Annotated in this window: 14 protein-coding genes; 5 read left to right on the top strand and 9 right to left on the bottom strand. The window is 61.0% G+C overall.

The genetic code is table 11. The features are described from left to right. Positions 1-87: 87 nt before the first annotated feature. The 7 genes from G9U53_RS06815 to G9U53_RS06785 form a co-directional block, all read right to left on the bottom strand. The gene (locus tag G9U53_RS06815) at positions 88-525 is read right to left on the bottom strand and encodes a hypothetical protein (RefSeq protein WP_003942929.1); all 438 of its coding nucleotides are present in this window, start codon (positions 523-525) and stop codon (positions 88-90) included. Positions 526-1,378: 853 nt separating this feature from the next. Then, positions 1,379-2,362 carry a nitronate monooxygenase family protein gene (locus G9U53_RS06810; protein ID WP_003943081.1) on the bottom strand — a complete coding sequence of 328 codons (984 nt, stop codon included), beginning with the start codon at positions 2,360-2,362 and terminating at the stop codon, positions 1,379-1,381. A gap of 80 nt (positions 2,363-2,442) precedes the next feature. After that, positions 2,443-3,579: a CoA transferase gene (locus G9U53_RS06805; RefSeq protein ID WP_003942859.1), complete on the bottom strand. Its 1,137-nt coding sequence runs from the start codon at positions 3,577-3,579 to the stop codon at positions 2,443-2,445. Further along, a complete protein-coding gene (locus G9U53_RS06800) occupies positions 3,576-4,673 on the bottom strand; it encodes a hypothetical protein (protein ID WP_054188348.1) in 1,098 nt (365 codons plus the stop codon). The genes G9U53_RS06805 and G9U53_RS06800 overlap by 4 nt, the downstream gene beginning before the upstream one ends. 51 nt (positions 4,674-4,724) lie before the next feature. Continuing rightward, positions 4,725-5,681: an ABC transporter substrate-binding protein gene (locus G9U53_RS06795; RefSeq protein ID WP_003943065.1), complete on the bottom strand. Its 957-nt coding sequence runs from the start codon at positions 5,679-5,681 to the stop codon at positions 4,725-4,727. A gap of 90 nt (positions 5,682-5,771) precedes the next feature. Beyond that, positions 5,772-6,545 (bottom strand): ABC transporter ATP-binding protein, encoded by a 774-nt coding sequence (locus tag G9U53_RS06790; RefSeq protein WP_242692439.1) that lies wholly within the window; start codon positions 6,543-6,545, stop codon positions 5,772-5,774. Between the two features lie 11 nt (positions 6,546-6,556). Continuing rightward, positions 6,557-7,429 (bottom strand): ABC transporter permease, encoded by an 873-nt coding sequence (locus G9U53_RS06785; protein ID WP_165638501.1) that lies wholly within the window; start codon positions 7,427-7,429, stop codon positions 6,557-6,559. A gap of 234 nt (positions 7,430-7,663) precedes the next feature. Between G9U53_RS06785 and G9U53_RS06780 the strand changes: the two genes are divergently transcribed. The 3 genes from G9U53_RS06780 (at position 7,664) to G9U53_RS06770 (ending at position 10,524) form a co-directional block, all read left to right on the top strand. Beyond that, complete coding sequence (locus G9U53_RS06780) at positions 7,664-8,554, top strand: LysR family transcriptional regulator (RefSeq protein ID WP_007735587.1); 891 nt, start codon at positions 7,664-7,666, stop codon at positions 8,552-8,554. Continuing rightward, positions 8,551-9,477 carry a LysR family transcriptional regulator gene (locus G9U53_RS06775; protein WP_064074390.1) on the top strand — a complete coding sequence of 309 codons (927 nt, stop codon included), beginning with the start codon at positions 8,551-8,553 and terminating at the stop codon, positions 9,475-9,477. Before G9U53_RS06780 ends, G9U53_RS06775 begins: the two co-directional genes overlap by 4 nt. Positions 9,478-9,663: 186 nt before the next feature. Further along, positions 9,664-10,524, top strand: a complete 861-nt coding sequence (locus G9U53_RS06770; protein WP_042448096.1) for an acetylxylan esterase — start codon at positions 9,664-9,666, stop codon at positions 10,522-10,524. Between the two features lie 60 nt (positions 10,525-10,584). Here G9U53_RS06770 and G9U53_RS06765 read toward each other — a convergent pair whose 3' ends face one another. Both G9U53_RS06765 and G9U53_RS06760 read right to left on the bottom strand, forming a co-directional pair. Next, on the bottom strand, positions 10,585-11,073 hold the full coding sequence (locus G9U53_RS06765; RefSeq protein ID WP_030537159.1) for a hypothetical protein: 489 nt from the start codon (positions 11,071-11,073) through the stop codon (positions 10,585-10,587). Between the two features lie 67 nt (positions 11,074-11,140). Then, on the bottom strand, positions 11,141-12,040 hold the full coding sequence (locus tag G9U53_RS06760; RefSeq protein WP_042448101.1) for a LysR family transcriptional regulator: 900 nt from the start codon (positions 12,038-12,040) through the stop codon (positions 11,141-11,143). 119 nt (positions 12,041-12,159) lie between these two features. Here G9U53_RS06760 and G9U53_RS06755 point away from each other — a divergent pair, with 119 nt between their 5' ends. Beyond that, positions 12,160-13,377: an MFS transporter gene (locus G9U53_RS06755; protein ID WP_165638500.1), complete on the top strand. Its 1,218-nt coding sequence runs from the start codon at positions 12,160-12,162 to the stop codon at positions 13,375-13,377. 46 nt (positions 13,378-13,423) lie between these two features. Beyond that, entirely contained in the window at positions 13,424-14,884 is a 1,461-nt protein-coding gene (locus G9U53_RS06750) for an amidase (RefSeq protein ID WP_165638499.1), read from the top strand. Positions 14,885-14,905: the final 21 nt, after the last annotated feature.

Below are 14,905 nucleotides of genomic sequence, written 5' to 3'. Positions count from 1 at the left end.
GTCTTACCGCGCGGTCGGTCGAGGTGGCGGGGAAGAAATTGGCGGAGCAAACCATTAATGGTTTAGTTGCCGCCGCTATGCCTCTCGTCAGGCAGGCGTAGACGGCGCGTGATCGTCGAACTTATCGCTCTTGGCGGCATGCTTGGCGCGAAGGGCCTCGAGTTGGGCAGACTTGGCCGCGGCCATGCGTTCGCGGGTGGCGGCGGTACGAGCCGGAGTCGGTGCCGGGGCGGGGTCGACGAGGTGGTCGTCGATGTCGGGGGAGGACGCCCCGGGAGGCGCGGGGACCTCGACGGTGCGCATCGCCTGGCCCAGCAAGATGAACGGGAGGATGAAGACCCAGAGGAAGATTCGGTACTCGCCACCGTGGAGGAATACGGCCAGGTAGATGCCGTAGCTCAGGAACGCGGTGCCGATAAGACCGTTGACAAGACGGCGGCCGGGGTGCAGTTCGGAGGTCACCAGCGCCAAAACGATCACGCCGATTCCGCTGACGAACAGCGCTGTCACATAGAAGCCGAACACGTACTTCCCCCGTCACGAGCAGATAGAAAACGATGATCAGCCTAGATCACCGGCGCCGGGACCTTTAATGTTTCGCTGATCTTCGCGGCATCTCGACAGTACAAATGCAGGCTGAGCCCACCCTCAACTTCTGAAGGTTGGAGTTGCGTGCCAAAAGGCTGTCGTGCGTACGCCTACGTCTCACGGTCGAATGCGACCGCAAGAGGACGGCGTCGTTGAGGGTCTACTTCGGTCGGGCTGGTTCGTAGCTGGCGATCTTGCGGAGGCGATCGATATTCGCCAGCACGAGGTGTTGCAGCGACGTGCCGGTAGGTGTGAGTTCGCGCGGCCCGCGACTGATATCTCGTGTGAAGACATCGGTTCCGAGCCCTTTGACAAGGTCGGAGCGTTTGGGTGGATCAGACCCGAACATCGCGGCAGTGTCGCGATCGAACGTGTAGTGGGCGCTGTCGGCGATTCGCAGAGTCGTAGTGCTGCAATCTTTTCGCCGGTGAGTGCGAGATGGCGCCTGCTGCTTCCGTCAGTAGTGCGGTTTCGGGCTTTGGTCCACTGCTGGCACAGTTGACTACGTTTGATTGTCAAAAAGCATACTAAGGTGCCTGGTGATCGCGGTTTTTGAGCTGATTGAACGACTCCTCCCTGTGCGTTCCTCGTCCTGACGTCAATGATCGTCCGGATGCGCCCGAAACGAGCGAGCGGCGATGACGAGCCGCGAGGCTAGCCGGAAGAGCTCACCGTCACCGCACGACGCATCGAGGACGAAGTATCGGCGGCATGCGGGTCGGCGAGCGCAACGGCAGCGATCATGCGCGAAGGACTGGCCGACTGTAGCGCTCAGCGGGTTCGGACAGCGTCAGGCGCTGACAGGATCCAGGAGGCCGGTAAGCCGTCCGGCAATCAGTGCTTCGGACTCTGCGACAATTCGTTCCACCAATTCGCCCACTGTGGGGATGTCGTGAATCAATCCTTGCACCGTCCCTGCCGTCCAGATGCCAGCCTCGGGGTCGCCGCTGTCGAACACCGCTCTGCCCCGCGCACCGGCTACAAGATCTCGAACGTCTTCGAATTTGCCACCGCTGGAGAGAATTTCGACAACCTCTTGGCTGACGCTGTTGCGTGCTACGCGAGCCGTATTACGTAGTGACCTGAAAATCAGTTCCGTGTCGACCTCCGAGGCAGCGACTATCGCCTCTTTGATGTTGCGGTGAATCGGAGACTCCTCGGTGCACATGAACCGGGTACCCATGTTGATGCCGTCGGCGCCGAGCGCGAGGGCCGCCACTAATCCTCGCCCATCGGAAAATCCGCCGGACGCGATCATGGGAATGCTGATCCGCTCTGCTGCTGCAGCGATGAGAACGAGACCCGGTACGTCGTCTTCCCCTGGATGCCCGGCACATTCGAACCCGTCGATGCTGATGCTGTCGACACCGAGGGCCTGGGCTTTGACCGCGTGGCGGACGCTGGTGCACTTGTGGAGAACCTTGATGCCTGCGCCGTGAAAGTGCGGCAGATGGGGCGCGGGAGACGATCCAGCTGTCTCGACGACTTTCACTCCGCAGTCGATGATCACGTTGCGATACTCATCGTAGGGCGGAGGTGTGATCGTCGGGAGGATTGTGAGGTTGACCCCGAAAGGTTGATCGGTGAGCTCGCGCGTTCGGGATATTTCTCGGGCAAGATCGTCAGGTGTCGGCTGTGTCAGGGCAGTGAGCATGCCGAGCGCGCCGGCGTTTGCAACTGCCGCTACGAGTTCTGCTCTCCCCACCCATTGCATGCCGCCCTGCACGATTGGGTGGCGAACTCCGAATGTCTCGGTAAATGCGGTGGTCAGCACTGGACATCTCCTCGATGGTGCATGGCTATCTGTTTGTCAGTTACGTTGGTGCAAAGTCAATTTCGACCCGAACGGCGCATTCAGCGCGTCGATGTTGTCCACTCGTTCAAGGCCGGAACCTGTGAAAGTTCAGTTCGTGCCATCGGAGGTTCGGCGCGATAGGGCATGGCAGGCGTCAAATACTGTTCGCCATGTTCGTTGGTGCCGGGGATGAAGGTACGGTTCGCAACCACGTCGTCGGCGCGGATCACCTGGTCGTAGTCACGCACAAGTGCGGCAACCACTCCGGCCGCAGTGAGATGCTCTACCGCCTCAGCGGCGCTACGGTGGCACAGCTGCTTCTCGATAGTGGCGACGAGGTCAACACGGTTTTCCACACGCAGCGCGTTGGTGGTGAACCTCGGGTCGTCGGCCAACTCGGGTAGGTCGATCGCCTTGCACAGTTCGATCCATGCGCGCGGTTGGTATCCGCTGATCACCAGCTCGCCGTCGGCGGCGCGAAAGACGTCTGCCGCCGGTGCGACGCTTGGTTGTCCGTTCCCTTTGCGACTCATGGGCTTTCCGGATACCTGCCACTCGATCCAGTTGGCGGTCTGCAAGTGGATTGCGACGTCCAGCAGGGAGACTCGGACGGACGATCCTTTGCCGGTGCGCTCACGTCGAAGTAGCGCTGCCAGTGCCGCCTGCGCGACGACATAGCTCGTTGCATGGTCTATGACCGGTGCGCCCACACGTTGTGGCGGGCTATCCGCCTCACCCGTCACCGACATCAGTCCGCTCTCTGCTTGCGCAGCGATGTCGAGCCCCGCGCGGGTGGCGGACGGGCCTTCCGCCCCGTACCCGCTCACCGAGACGGCGATGATTTCCGGTCGCAGGAGTTGGAGTTCGGCAGAGGAGAATCCCAATCGATCAAGGGTTCCCGGACGCAAATTGTGCAGCAAGATGTCGCTCGATGCGATCAGATCCCGAGCTCGCTGCAGATCGGCGGAGTCTTTGAGGTCGAGGCAGATTGAACGCTTTCCACGGTTGTACCCGTAGAAGATGCCGCGCGCGTAGTCGGCGTCGATTTGTCGGGCCGGTTCACCACCTGGAGGCTCGAGCTTGATGACCTCGGCGCCGAGATCGGACAACTGCTGCCCGGCGCTGGGTATTGCGATCAGTTGACCGATCTCCACTACTCGGACACCTGCCAACGGCAGGTCTACTTCGTCGGTCATCGAATGATCTCCACATGAGGCGAAGTGACATCCTCAGCGGGCTCCAGGCAGCGCGCCAACAAGATGCCTTCGGTGTGGTTGCAGGGGTTCAGTCGGTTTCTGTCGCCTTCTACTCCCCCGATTCGGATCGTCACGGTTCCATCGTCATTGCGCTCGAAGTGTGCGTCGTTGAGGTTGACGGTGTGGTCGCGGTACTCGAAGGACTCGAACCAGTGGTTGTACAGCATCACTCCGAAGTAGGTGCAGTCGGGGATGGTGAATGTAATGTCTACGGCAGTAGCGTCTTTCAGTGACCACCAGCCGGCAACGTATTGGTTGGAGCTGGTGCCGTAGAAGTCTCCCCACCCTCGCTGCTCCGAGGTCACGCGAATTTCGTTGGGAGACTGACTGAGTGTTTCGATGAGCTGAAGACTGCGTCGAAGGCTCACGTCCATGCCACGAGCAAGTTTCGTGAGGCGCTGGGTCAGCCACGCCGTGTCGAGATCGGGGCGTGCACCAGGCGGCGGACCGAGGCGCTCGATGTGGAGAACAGGATCGATCTCCGCGTTACGCGTCTTGTGATACACACGCACTACTACGTCGAAGCAGCGCTCATCCAGCCGAATGCCGCTGCGCCCCTCCAGCTCTTGTGCGACGAAGATCTCGAAGTTGCCGTCCGCGTCACACACCTTGTCGTCGATGACGATGTTGTCGGCGACCCGGTCGGTCCCAGACGCGCCGACACGATTGGCGAGAACGGCGACGTACGGCACTGTGCCACGGTTACCGTGAATACGGTATGTCTCGTTGGGGTCGATCATCGCAGTCCAGTAGTCGACGTCGATGCCGTCTCCCCAGAACTTTCGCATCGGTGACATCAGGGTGAAGAGTTCAGGCCGGAGTACGTCTTGGCGCTCGATGTTCATCTCGGCGAGGTATCCGAACAGACGAAGTGCGTGCCGTACACCTTCGGCGCTGTCCAGCGGCGATCCGGTAGCGGCAGCGGTCGAACCGAATGTCGCAAGACTGTCGGTGACTGCAGACCAAGCCTCGGTGAGCTGCCGGCGATCGTGCTGGGACTCGGATTGTGTTGACTGGTCAGCGAGTTGTGTCATCTTTTCTTCTCTTTCGTAGTAGACGAACTGGATTGTGTATGGGGGCGTTGGTCAGCAGAGGGGGTCGAAAGGAACGTCGGCGTCGGACTTGCCCGAGGTCTGGTTGTTCACCCATCTGACGTTCTGGGTCCATCGGTCGGCCGAAATCTGCACAGGCCAGAGGCTCTTCTGCGAAGCCCACACCTGGTTGGCTTTGTCAGCAGGAACATTCATTCGCTCGGTGAGAAGTTGAGCTCCTGCTTGCTCGTTCGCAGGATCGGCTATCCACCCTGCTGCGGCCTCGAGCGCCGCACACACGGGGGCAGCAGCATCGGATTCAGCGAATGTGGCTGTCGTGACGAGCACCGTGCCCAGGCCGTATGAACTCACGCCGTCAGAGCCCACCGGGTCTACTTCTGTAATCGCCGTCATCGGTATTCCTTGAGCATCGAATACGGCCTGGCTGGCAGCGGTGAGAACGGCGGCATCTATGTCGCCCTTTCGTGCGAGTGGTATCTGACTCGCGGTGGGTGCCGCTGCGATGAATTGCACCGTGGAGGCGTCGATGTTTCGTTCTGCGAGAAGCTGATTGACGAATTGCTCGGCCGCGCCGCCACGTGACGGTATGGCGATCCGCTTGCCGGGCAAATCCTCGATGGTGGTGATGCCGCTGTCTTTCGTCACGGCGATGGCAAGATCGATCGACCCGTAGGGGGACAGTGGCCGCAGACTCTGCCCTTGCTCTATGGCCGGCACGACGGTTCCGGGTGCACCGACCGCGAGATCGGTTGTACCGCCGATGAGACCGCTGATGAGTTCGGGCCCGTTCTTTCCGTCGATGAGCTCGACGTGGAGGCCTTCCTTGTCGAACATTCCTTGTTGGACAGCGACGTAGACAGGCAGGGACAAAGCACTCGCAGGGTAGACCCCGATGGCGACGCTACCGTCGTTCGGACGCCCTCCCCCTCCACACGCGGAAAGCAGTAGGGCCGCTGCAATGACTGTGCCGACAAAAGGTCGAAGTTTCATGGGATTCCTGTTCCTTGATGGCTGGGCGCATCAGAAATCAAGCTGAGTTGGGTGGGCGCATCAGAAATCAAGCTGAGTTGGCTGGGCACATCAGTGGTCGAGCTGACCACGCAGCCGGTTGAAGATTTCGATGTATCGAGGTTCGGCGGTGAGGGTTTCGAGTTCGCGGGGGCGTTCGATGTCAATGCTGACGTCGTCGATCACCCGGCCGGCCCCGAGCAGCAGAACGCGGTCGGACAGACAGATGGCTTCGCCGAGGTCGTGGGTTACGAAGATGACCGTCCGGCCTACCTGGGATTGCCAAAGCTCGAGGAATTCTCGCTGTACTTCGACTCGGGTTTGCGCATCGAGGGCGGCAAAGGGTTCGTCCATCAACAAGATGTCCGGATCCAGTGCCCACGTTCGGGCCAACGCGACACGCTGGCGCATCCCTTGGGAGAGTTGCCAAGTCCACAGCCGTGACGCCTCGGACATTTGAACGGCCGCAAGCCAGCGCGCTGATTGAGTTCGTCTCTCCACCTTGGGTACTCCCCTTAATTCGAGACCGTACTCGACGTTCTTCTGCGCTGTTCGCCACGGGAACAGCGCATCTCGGGCCATCATGAAGCCCATCCGGGAACGAGCGTCGAATGGTGTTGTGCCGAGGACCTCGGTTTTGCCTTCCGTTGCGTCCACCAATCCAGCGAGCGCGTTGAGCAGAGTGGTCTTTCCGCAACCGCTCCTGCCGACCAGGCTGACGAACTGTCCGCGAGGGATGGTGAGGTCGAGATTGTCGACCACAGTTTTCGCCGACCCGTCGGGCGAGGGGAAGGATATCGTCAGTCCGTCGAGTTGGACTGCGGGTGTAATCACTTTGGTATCCATGATGATTCCTGTCATCGTCGAGCCGGCGGCTGCCACCGAAGGAGGTAGCGCTCGGCGAAGTTCATGGCCTGGTTGAGGACGACTGCGACGATTGCGAGAAGTATGAGGATCGCGTAGACCGCTTCCATCCGGAACTGGGCCGAGTAGATCGACACAAGCTGGCCCAGCCCGTCCCGTGACGAGATCAGTTCCGAACCGACAACGCCAAGTAGCGAATAGATCAGCCCCAACCGAAGACCGGCAAAAATGCCAGGTGTTGCGACGGGGAGGAGGATGTGCCAGAACACCTGTGTCTTACTGGCATTCAGGACAGTGGATAGTCGGAGCCATTCGTCGTCCACCGACTTCACACCGGCTCGTGCACTCGAGCAGACGATGAAGAAGACGAGTGTGAACGCGAGAGCGACCTTCGCCGTCATCGTGATCCCGAAGATGACGATAAGCAGAGGCGCCAGCGCAAGACGTGGCATGGCATTCGCCGCATCCAGGAACGGACTCATGATGCGTTCGAGGGTCGGAAGCAGTCCGAGAGAGAGTCCGACCGCCACCCCGACTGCGCTGGCGAGGATCCACGCGATCACGACGGCAGTCATCGTGGCACGCAAGTTCGACGAAATCTCGCCCGACTGCACCGCTGCGGTGAAGTAGGCCCAGGCCTCGCCTGGCGTTTTGGCCAGAACTGGCTCGATCCAACCTTGCGATGCGACGAGCTGCCACGCTCTGAGTAGGACCAGAAGCAGCGCGACCTGGGCCAGTCGTACCCCGATGGTGAGTCGCGTACCGGATCGACGCTGTCGAGCGGGCTTCGGCTCAGAGCGTGCCCGCCTCGCAGAACGGGGTGACGTAGCACCGGATGGCGAACTTGCGGTGATGGTTTCGGTCATTTCGGCGCCTCCTCCGTGGTGCTCGCAGGCGGCGATAGGTGCTCGACAAAAGCAGACGGGTGCCTCTGGTCGAAGCTCCCCGGGTTGTTGCTCACTGCGTTCATATGTGAAGCAGATCACGAGATTCTTCTTCCCGTCTACGCCACATTCGAGAGGTATGCCATAGGGTTTCCCTATGCCTGACGGGCGCAAAATCGGGCGCGCGCGAGGACTGCCACGAGAAGGGAACCCCGAATGGACCGGCGTCATCTGGAATACTTTCTCGCCCTTGCTGATCGGGGCAGCATTTCCGCTGCGGCTCGCGGACTGGGGGTCAGCCAGCCGACGATCTCGGAGGCTCTGGCCAGAATGGAGAAAGAGTGCGGCCTGACGCTCGTCCGCCGTGGATCGCGGGGAGTCACCCTGACCGACGCTGGACGCGATCTCACAGGTCCGGCGGCCCAAGTACTTCGGGCATACCGGGATTTGGATCACGCTTTGCATCCATTGAACGTCGTGCAGCGGGGTCGGCTGACGGTCGTGTGTCCGCGAACATTGGCGCGTGATCCAGCGGCCACAGCCCTGGGTGCGTTCAAAAGAAAGTTTCCGAACGTTGCGGTGACGATGCTCAGCAACGACACCGACGGAATCGGAACGGTGGTCGCCTCGGGTCAGGCTGATATCGGCCTCGGGGTGGACGAGGTGTTCGACGAGGGCGTTGAACGTATCCTTCTCGGCCGGCAACAAATCGTTGCGCTGGTGCCGGCCGCACGAAGTGAAGGCGAGGGGGCAGCGGCGTTGACGGATCTGTTGCGAATCGGATTGATCACCAGCCCGCGTGACGATGTCACTCGGCGACTGTTGGCGGAACGCCTGGGCGAAGGCACTGTGGACGAGGCGGTGGTTGCGGAGACTATCTCTGTGGCTTCGATGATCCCACTTGTACGCGCGGGAGTCGGCGTCGCTTTCCTTCCCGAATCTGTCGCCGATACAGTCGGAGAAGGTGTGGTGTTGTGTCGTACTCGGCCCCCGCTCACTCGTGATATCTGGATGTTCCACGGTTCGACGCCATCGCCTGCGGCACAAGCGTTTATCGAGACGACCAGTCGATTACGTGACGAAGGTGGAATGGGGAACGCCGGATGAGCAAGTTCGGAGAGTCCGCCACCCCGCGAATCGATCCGCGGCAACTACAAGACTTCCTTGCCGTCGTCGAACACGGCAGTATCACGGCGGCAGCGGCAAATCAGTTCACGGGAACATCGAGCGTCTCTCAATCAATTGCGCGGCTCGAAAGACGCGTCGGAGGACGGCTTTTCAATCGAGGCCGGACCGGCGCGACGCTGACTGCGCGCGGACGGAATCTCATCGATCCAGCACGCGAAGCGCTGGCCGCGCTCGACCGATTAGTGGTCGAGCGCGAGTTCTTACTGTCAGCAGTCCCCCACCTCAGTGTTGCCACGACAGCGAGCCTTGCGGACGATCCCGCAGCGGTACTGCTCGGAGCGCTGCGCACGGAGGTGCCGAACCTGAGGATCACCATCTCGGATCCGCCTGGGTCGTCCGTGGCCGATGCGATTCATCCGGTCATGGCAGGCACCGCTGACGTGGCAATAATGGAGTCGCCGCCCACCGGTGTTCCCGGGACGCGCACGGTGCGCCTTCCGGACCACAAGTTGCGGCTCGTCTGCCCGCCCGGTACCCCGCCACCGGTGGACGGGGTATTCATCGGCGAAGATCTCATGCGCATCGGTTTGGTTGTCGCACCACGGTTCGAAACTTCCGATGTCTATCGCCATCTGCGGTCGATCGAACCGCGAATCGACCACGCATTCGTGATGAGGTCACAGCACCGCGATGCCTTCGCGGATTTCGCGTACGAAGGGATCGGTGCTGTCATCCTCGAACTCTCCAGTGCCGAGCGAGCATCCGAACGCGGGTGCACTGTGGGCGAGATATTCGAACTGCCATCACGGAAGATCGCAGCCGTGGCAAGGGACGGCCAGAACACGCAGATCGTCGAACATTTCCTACGGCTGTGTGCCGAGCAATCCGCGCGGAAGCCGTAGGCCGAGGCGAACTGGACCTTGCGCTCTGGGTATTCGCGTCGCCGGGGCATCCACCGAGAACGATGATTTTGTCCACAGACACAACACTTCTGGGATAGTCCGTTTCCTGAAACAAAGCCGACGGGTTGCCTTCCCGTGAATATGTAATACACGTCACTCCGGATCAACTTCGAAAGGTTGACTTTCATGCGAAAGTCTCTGAAACATTTCGTGAATGCTGCAGCGGCGGTTGCGTTGTGCGCGACGCTAGGACTCACGGGCGCAACCGGAACAGCGGCTGCCGATGCGCCCGGCATCCCGAGCGTCGGGCACGATTGGGCGAGTGCAGGGCCGTACACGCCGAATGTCTCGATCGGGCTGGTGCACACTCTGTACTACCCGCGCCAGCTCGGCGCGCGCGGCGAGAAGCACCCTGTTGTGATCTGGGGCAACGGGACCGGTGTGCTCCCCGGTGCGTACACCTCTTTGTTGCGCCACTACGCCAGCCACGGATTCATCGTGGTCGCCGCCAATACCCCGGCAAGCAACTTTGCCATCACCATGCGGTCGGGAATCGACCTTATCGCGGACAAAGCGGCCAGCCCGTCGAGTGTCTTCTACGGCAAAGTCGACCTGGAACACATTGGTGCGGTGGGGCACTCGCAGGGCGGGTCTGCGGCGATCAACGCGGCGATCGACGACCGCGTCGACACTGCCGTCGCGATCCAACCAGGCCCGCTCAATGATGTCGATCTCATCGACGAGCCGGTTCTCTATCTGGCCGGCCAGGCCGACGCAATCGTTTGGCCGGCGATCGTGCGGGCGATGTACGAGGACGCCGACCACGTGCCTGCCGAGTATCTGGAACTGCGCGGCGCCACGCACTTCGGTACGGCGATCAACGGCGGCGATATGCGCGGGCCGAGCACGGCGTGGCTGCGGTACTGGCTACTCGACGATCCGAACGCTCGCACCGAGTTCTTCGGAGCGAGCTGTGGATACTGCACTGACACCCAGCAGTTCTCCGACTTCGACCGCAACGATCTGGCCCGGCAGATCCCGGGCTGACGGTAAGTCGGGAGTCGAAGACGAACGACCTGTCTGTTCAGATCGGCGGAGTTGCGAAGCTCAAATGACGACGTAGCCGTACATTCGTTCGCCCTGAGCCACAGCTCTGGTCGCTAGTTCGACGAAGGCGGTCAGGAACGGCACTGAGTCCTCCGACGGTTCACTGGTCTCGTCGATCGCCCAGGCGGCCGCAGCGGCCGCGACGCCTTCTGCGTTCAATTCCGCTAGTGCATCACGCAATTCGTCGGTAACCGTGAGCACGAGGGTGTCGCCGTCGTCGCTCATCGCGACGAGTTTCCCGCAGCGTGGACCTTTTGCAACTTCGTCGTAGGGGCGAGCGGTGAGGGCTGCTTCCAGTCGGCCGAGCGCGACAACTGGATCGACGCCTTTCGCCTGCAGAACTGGAGTCCCACTCGCAGCCAACTGGATCCGCGGGCGAGAAGCTGCGTTCGCCTCCATCACCTCTGGTTCCAAGTCGACGAGTCCCTCGAGGGCAGAGGTGGCATGCTCATCCGTGCGCGCGGTGAAGTAGTCGGTGATCGCAGACATGGCGCGATCATCTCACACACGATGCATCTCAATGCCCCGGACTCCTTCCGCGACTTACTGATCGACGTCAGGAGGGACAGGTGTGTGCTTCCTCGATCGCTTTCGCGAAAGCGCGAAGTCGTGGGCTTTCGAGATCGGTACGCCACACGAGACCCAAAGCAGATTCGGGTAATCCGTTGATCGGTACGAATGTGATGTCCGAGCGCTGGCTGTATGCAGCGGTTGCAGCGCAGAGGATGAGGCCGACCTGACTGAATGCGACCTGCGACAGGCCTTCCTGAACGGTGCTCGCCCCACCCTGCGTGGGAATCGTGGCTCCGCCCGGCGTCGTGCTCGGGGAATTCACACGCTGCCAATAGTCGGGGGCGGGGCCGGTGATGGGTACGAGACAGATCTGCGCCAACTGCTCGGCGTCGATCACGCCCAGTTCGCTGAACGGGTGATGGACTGAGACAGCCAGGGTCTGGGGCTGTCGAGAAAAGACGAGCCCGGTTGTCAGCTCGGGCTCATCTACGGGGAGAAGTGCCACTGCCGCATCGATTCGCCCGGCGAGTACATCACTGAACGGATCACCCAGGGGTAATTCTTTGATGGTCACGCATGTTTGCGGATGTTGTATCTCGAAACGAGAGACAGCAGCCGCGATCGAATCGTAAATTGCTCCTTGGAAACCCACCCGAAACGGCGTCGGCGTGTTGCGTGCTCTCGATTGAGCGTCCTCGATTACTCCGACGAGCGCACGATGGGCGGGAGCCAACGACGCAAGAAAATCGGCGCCGAATTCAGTCAGGTGAACGCGGCGACTGGTGCGCGCTACCAGGCTTGTGCCGATACGACGCTCCAATGCGCTGATCAGCTGACTCACTCGGCTCTGGGAGATGAACAGCCGCTCGCCGGTGCGACCGAAGTGCAGTTCTTCAGCGAGAACGAGGAAACACTCGATCTCACGCATCGGAGGCTCCGACATTTTCACTCCGACCTTCGACTCATTCGACCACTCCATCATGGCTCATCGATGAATTGAGCTAATGGTTGGATGAGCGATTCGCCGTTGATCCATCGCCGTGCAGGAGCTTCTCTGGTTACATGCCCCACTCCGCATCTGTACAGAACAGCCCTGCGTCCACGTCCTCAACCCACGCACACGCCATCGAGAACCACTGGGCTGCGGTCGCGCTGATCGCAGCGTCCACCTTCATCGTTGTCGCGGCAGAGATGATGCCGGTCGGGCTACTCACCCCGATCGGTGCTGCTCTGGTGGAAAGTGAAGGGACCATCGGGCTCTCACTGGCCATTACCGGATTGGTGGCAGCGGCCACTGCCCCGTTTGTGCCCATCGTGACCCGGCGCTTCGATCGTCGGTCGACGCTTATCGTTCTGATGCTGGTAGTCGCCGCGGCGAACGCCCTCACGGCCCTTGCTCCGAGCTTCGTTGTCCTCGCTGTGGCTCGCGTCCTTCTAGGCGTGAGCATGGGTGGAGTCTGGGCACTCGCCGCTAGTCTGGCACCCAAATTGGTGGGTTCCAGATCCGTCGGGTTGGCGACCACGATCATCTTCAGCGGAATCGCTGTTGCCTCAGTTCTTGGTGTCCCTGCTGGGACGTATATCGGGGCAGTCGCCGGATGGAGCGTGGCGTTCTGGACTCTCAGCTGCGCGGCGACGCTGATCGCGATCGCCATGATCGCTGTCCTACCCACGATGCCAGCTGATCGGGCCTTGTCGCTCGGGAGTCTCGTGGCGGCCTTTCGGAACCCAGGAGTCCGGGTCGGATTCGCGATTACCGCGCTCATCGTCACCGCTCATTTCGCGGCGTACACCTATGTGCGTCCGGGGCTGGAGTTCTTCGCGGGGTTGAACGCTTCGCAGGTCGGCACAATGCTCCTGATCTACGGTGCATTCGGTGTCGTCGGCAACTTCATCGCCGGGCCGTCCGCTGCAAAGTCCCCGAAGGCGGTGGTCGTCAGCCTCAGCGTGGGAATAGCGGTCACACTCGCCCTGTTTCCGATCTCGGCTACCACCTTGATCGCAGCTGCTCTGCTCATGGCGGCTTGGGGCCTCTTCTACGGTGGTGCATCGGTGAGTACTCAAACATGGATTGCACAAGCAGCTCCCGTTCACCGCGAGGCCGCTTCTGCTCTATGGGTTGCAGTCTTCAATGCAAGCATCGCGCTCGGAGCGTTCGCGGGCGGACGCATTCACGACCACTCCGGTTCCGAAACGGTCTTCTGGACAGCCGCGGGAATCGCAACTCTGGCAATGCTGCTCGCGACATTCCGCAGTCCCGTCGTGGCAAGCGCGAACTGACAACCTAATCGCCTACACAAACCTTCATAGAGGCAGGACAACAGATATGCACCAGACACCCGCTTCGGCATTCATGGATGTGGCCGAGTTGCTCGAACGCTACCGGGACAAATCGCTGTCTCCGGTGGAAGTGCTCGAGTCCACCATCGAACGTATCGAGGCGCTCAACCCAACCTTGAACGCAGTGGGACACACTTTCTTCGATACTGCGCGGGCACAAGCGAAGTCAGCGGAACGCCACTACGCCCGCGGCTCGGATGTCAGCCTTCCGCTCGCCGGTGTTCCCGTTGTGGTGAAAGAGGATGAACCGGTACAAGGCCAACCGTGGACTCAAGGGTCCAAGGTCTATGAGGACTTGATCGCCACCCACACTTCGACTTTCGTGCAGCGGATCGTCGACGCCGGTGCCATCGTCCACGCGCGATCGACGGCACCCGAATTCTCCTCGGCCGCGTTCACACAGTCCGAGTTGTGGGGCGTCACTCGCAATCCGTGGAACACGAAATACTCCTCCGGAGGGTCTTCCGGTGGATCGGCAGTCGCACTTGCCACCGGTATGACGCACTTGGCTACCGGTTCCGATGTTGCAGGTTCGATCCGAACTCCGTCGTCACTCAACGGAATTGTCGGGTTCAAGCCACCGCACGGCCGTGTCCCCGTTGATCCGCCCTTCAATCTCGATCGCTACTGCCACTGCGGTCCGATGGCGCGCACCGTAAGTGATTGCCTCACAATGCAGTCGGTCATCGCGGGACCGACCTCCACTGACATTGCCTCGCACGTACCGGCATCGCAGTTACCTACCTTCGCAACGCGTTCGTGCGCGGGAATGCGGATTGCCGTGATTCCCGCATTGGGTGACTGGCCGGTTGATTCGGACATCGCCGAGAACACGGCGAAGTTGGTGGACACCCTCACCGCTCTGGGTGCACGCGCGGAGATCATCGAAGTCGACCTGTCCCGCGCTGCAATCATGCGTGCGGCCGCCATTCACTACGACCACGTGTTCGGTGCTTCGATCTCTGCCGAAGCGTCCGCGCACCCCGACAAGGTCACGGAGTACGCGAAGGAATTCGCGCGGTGGGCACGTCGCACTCGTGGTGATGCGACTTTCCTCGACGGGCTCGCGATCGAAGCCGAACTGTATTCATCGGTCGGATCCCTGTTCGATACCTATGACGCGTTGATCACTCCGGCAGTGGCGACGGAGGGCTTTCTTGCCGGCGACGACTACGTGGGGCACGGAATCAATGTGGCTGGAACAGAATTGGAGTTCTACCTCGAGGCTGTACCGGCCATCACCTTCAACATCCTGAGTAGCTGCCCGGTGCTGACAATCCCCACAGGTTTCGCTCGGAACGGAATCCCCACCGGTACACAGATAGTCACGCGACCGTACGACGACCAAACGGCCTTCTCGATTGGTCTCGCCCTCGAGAAGGTCCTGCCCTATCCCGGCAATCACCCGGACTGCCATGCGGCCCCGCAGGAATTGTTCGGCGTTTGAAGCTAGCTCTGGTGGCGGGTT

Origin of the sequence: Rhodococcus sp. D-46, from assembly GCF_011290655.1 — a bacterium.
GTDB lineage: Bacteria > Actinomycetota > Actinomycetes > Mycobacteriales > Mycobacteriaceae > Rhodococcus_F > Rhodococcus_F qingshengii.
This window is presented reverse-complemented; position numbering and strand designations above follow the sequence as displayed.

What these genes read in the sequence shown, in the direction of transcription:
- G9U53_RS06805 (WP_003942859.1), bottom strand. Translation starts at nt 3,579, where the DNA reads ATGACCGACGAAGTAGACCTGCCGTTGGCAGGTGTCCGAGTAGTGGAG.
- G9U53_RS06800 (WP_054188348.1), bottom strand. Translation starts at nt 4,673, where the DNA reads ATGACACAACTCGCTGACCAGTCAACACAATCCGAGTCCCAGCACGAT.
- G9U53_RS06795 (WP_003943065.1), bottom strand. Translation starts at nt 5,681, where the DNA reads ATGAAACTTCGACCTTTTGTCGGCACAGTCATTGCAGCGGCCCTACTG.
- G9U53_RS06790 (WP_242692439.1), bottom strand. Translation starts at nt 6,545, where the DNA reads ATGGATACCAAAGTGATTACACCCGCAGTCCAACTCGACGGACTGACG.
- G9U53_RS06785 (WP_165638501.1), bottom strand. Translation starts at nt 7,429, where the DNA reads ATGACCGAAACCATCACCGCAAGTTCGCCATCCGGTGCTACGTCACCC.
- G9U53_RS06780 (WP_007735587.1), top strand. Translation starts at nt 7,664, where the DNA reads ATGGACCGGCGTCATCTGGAATACTTTCTCGCCCTTGCTGATCGGGGC.
- G9U53_RS06775 (WP_064074390.1), top strand. Translation starts at nt 8,551, where the DNA reads ATGAGCAAGTTCGGAGAGTCCGCCACCCCGCGAATCGATCCGCGGCAA.
- G9U53_RS06770 (WP_042448096.1), top strand. Translation starts at nt 9,664, where the DNA reads ATGCGAAAGTCTCTGAAACATTTCGTGAATGCTGCAGCGGCGGTTGCG.
- G9U53_RS06765 (WP_030537159.1), bottom strand. Translation starts at nt 11,073, where the DNA reads ATGTCTGCGATCACCGACTACTTCACCGCGCGCACGGATGAGCATGCC.
- G9U53_RS06760 (WP_042448101.1), bottom strand. Translation starts at nt 12,040, where the DNA reads ATGTCGGAGCCTCCGATGCGTGAGATCGAGTGTTTCCTCGTTCTCGCT.
- G9U53_RS06755 (WP_165638500.1), top strand. Translation starts at nt 12,160, where the DNA reads ATGCCCCACTCCGCATCTGTACAGAACAGCCCTGCGTCCACGTCCTCA.
- G9U53_RS06750 (WP_165638499.1), top strand. Translation starts at nt 13,424, where the DNA reads ATGCACCAGACACCCGCTTCGGCATTCATGGATGTGGCCGAGTTGCTC.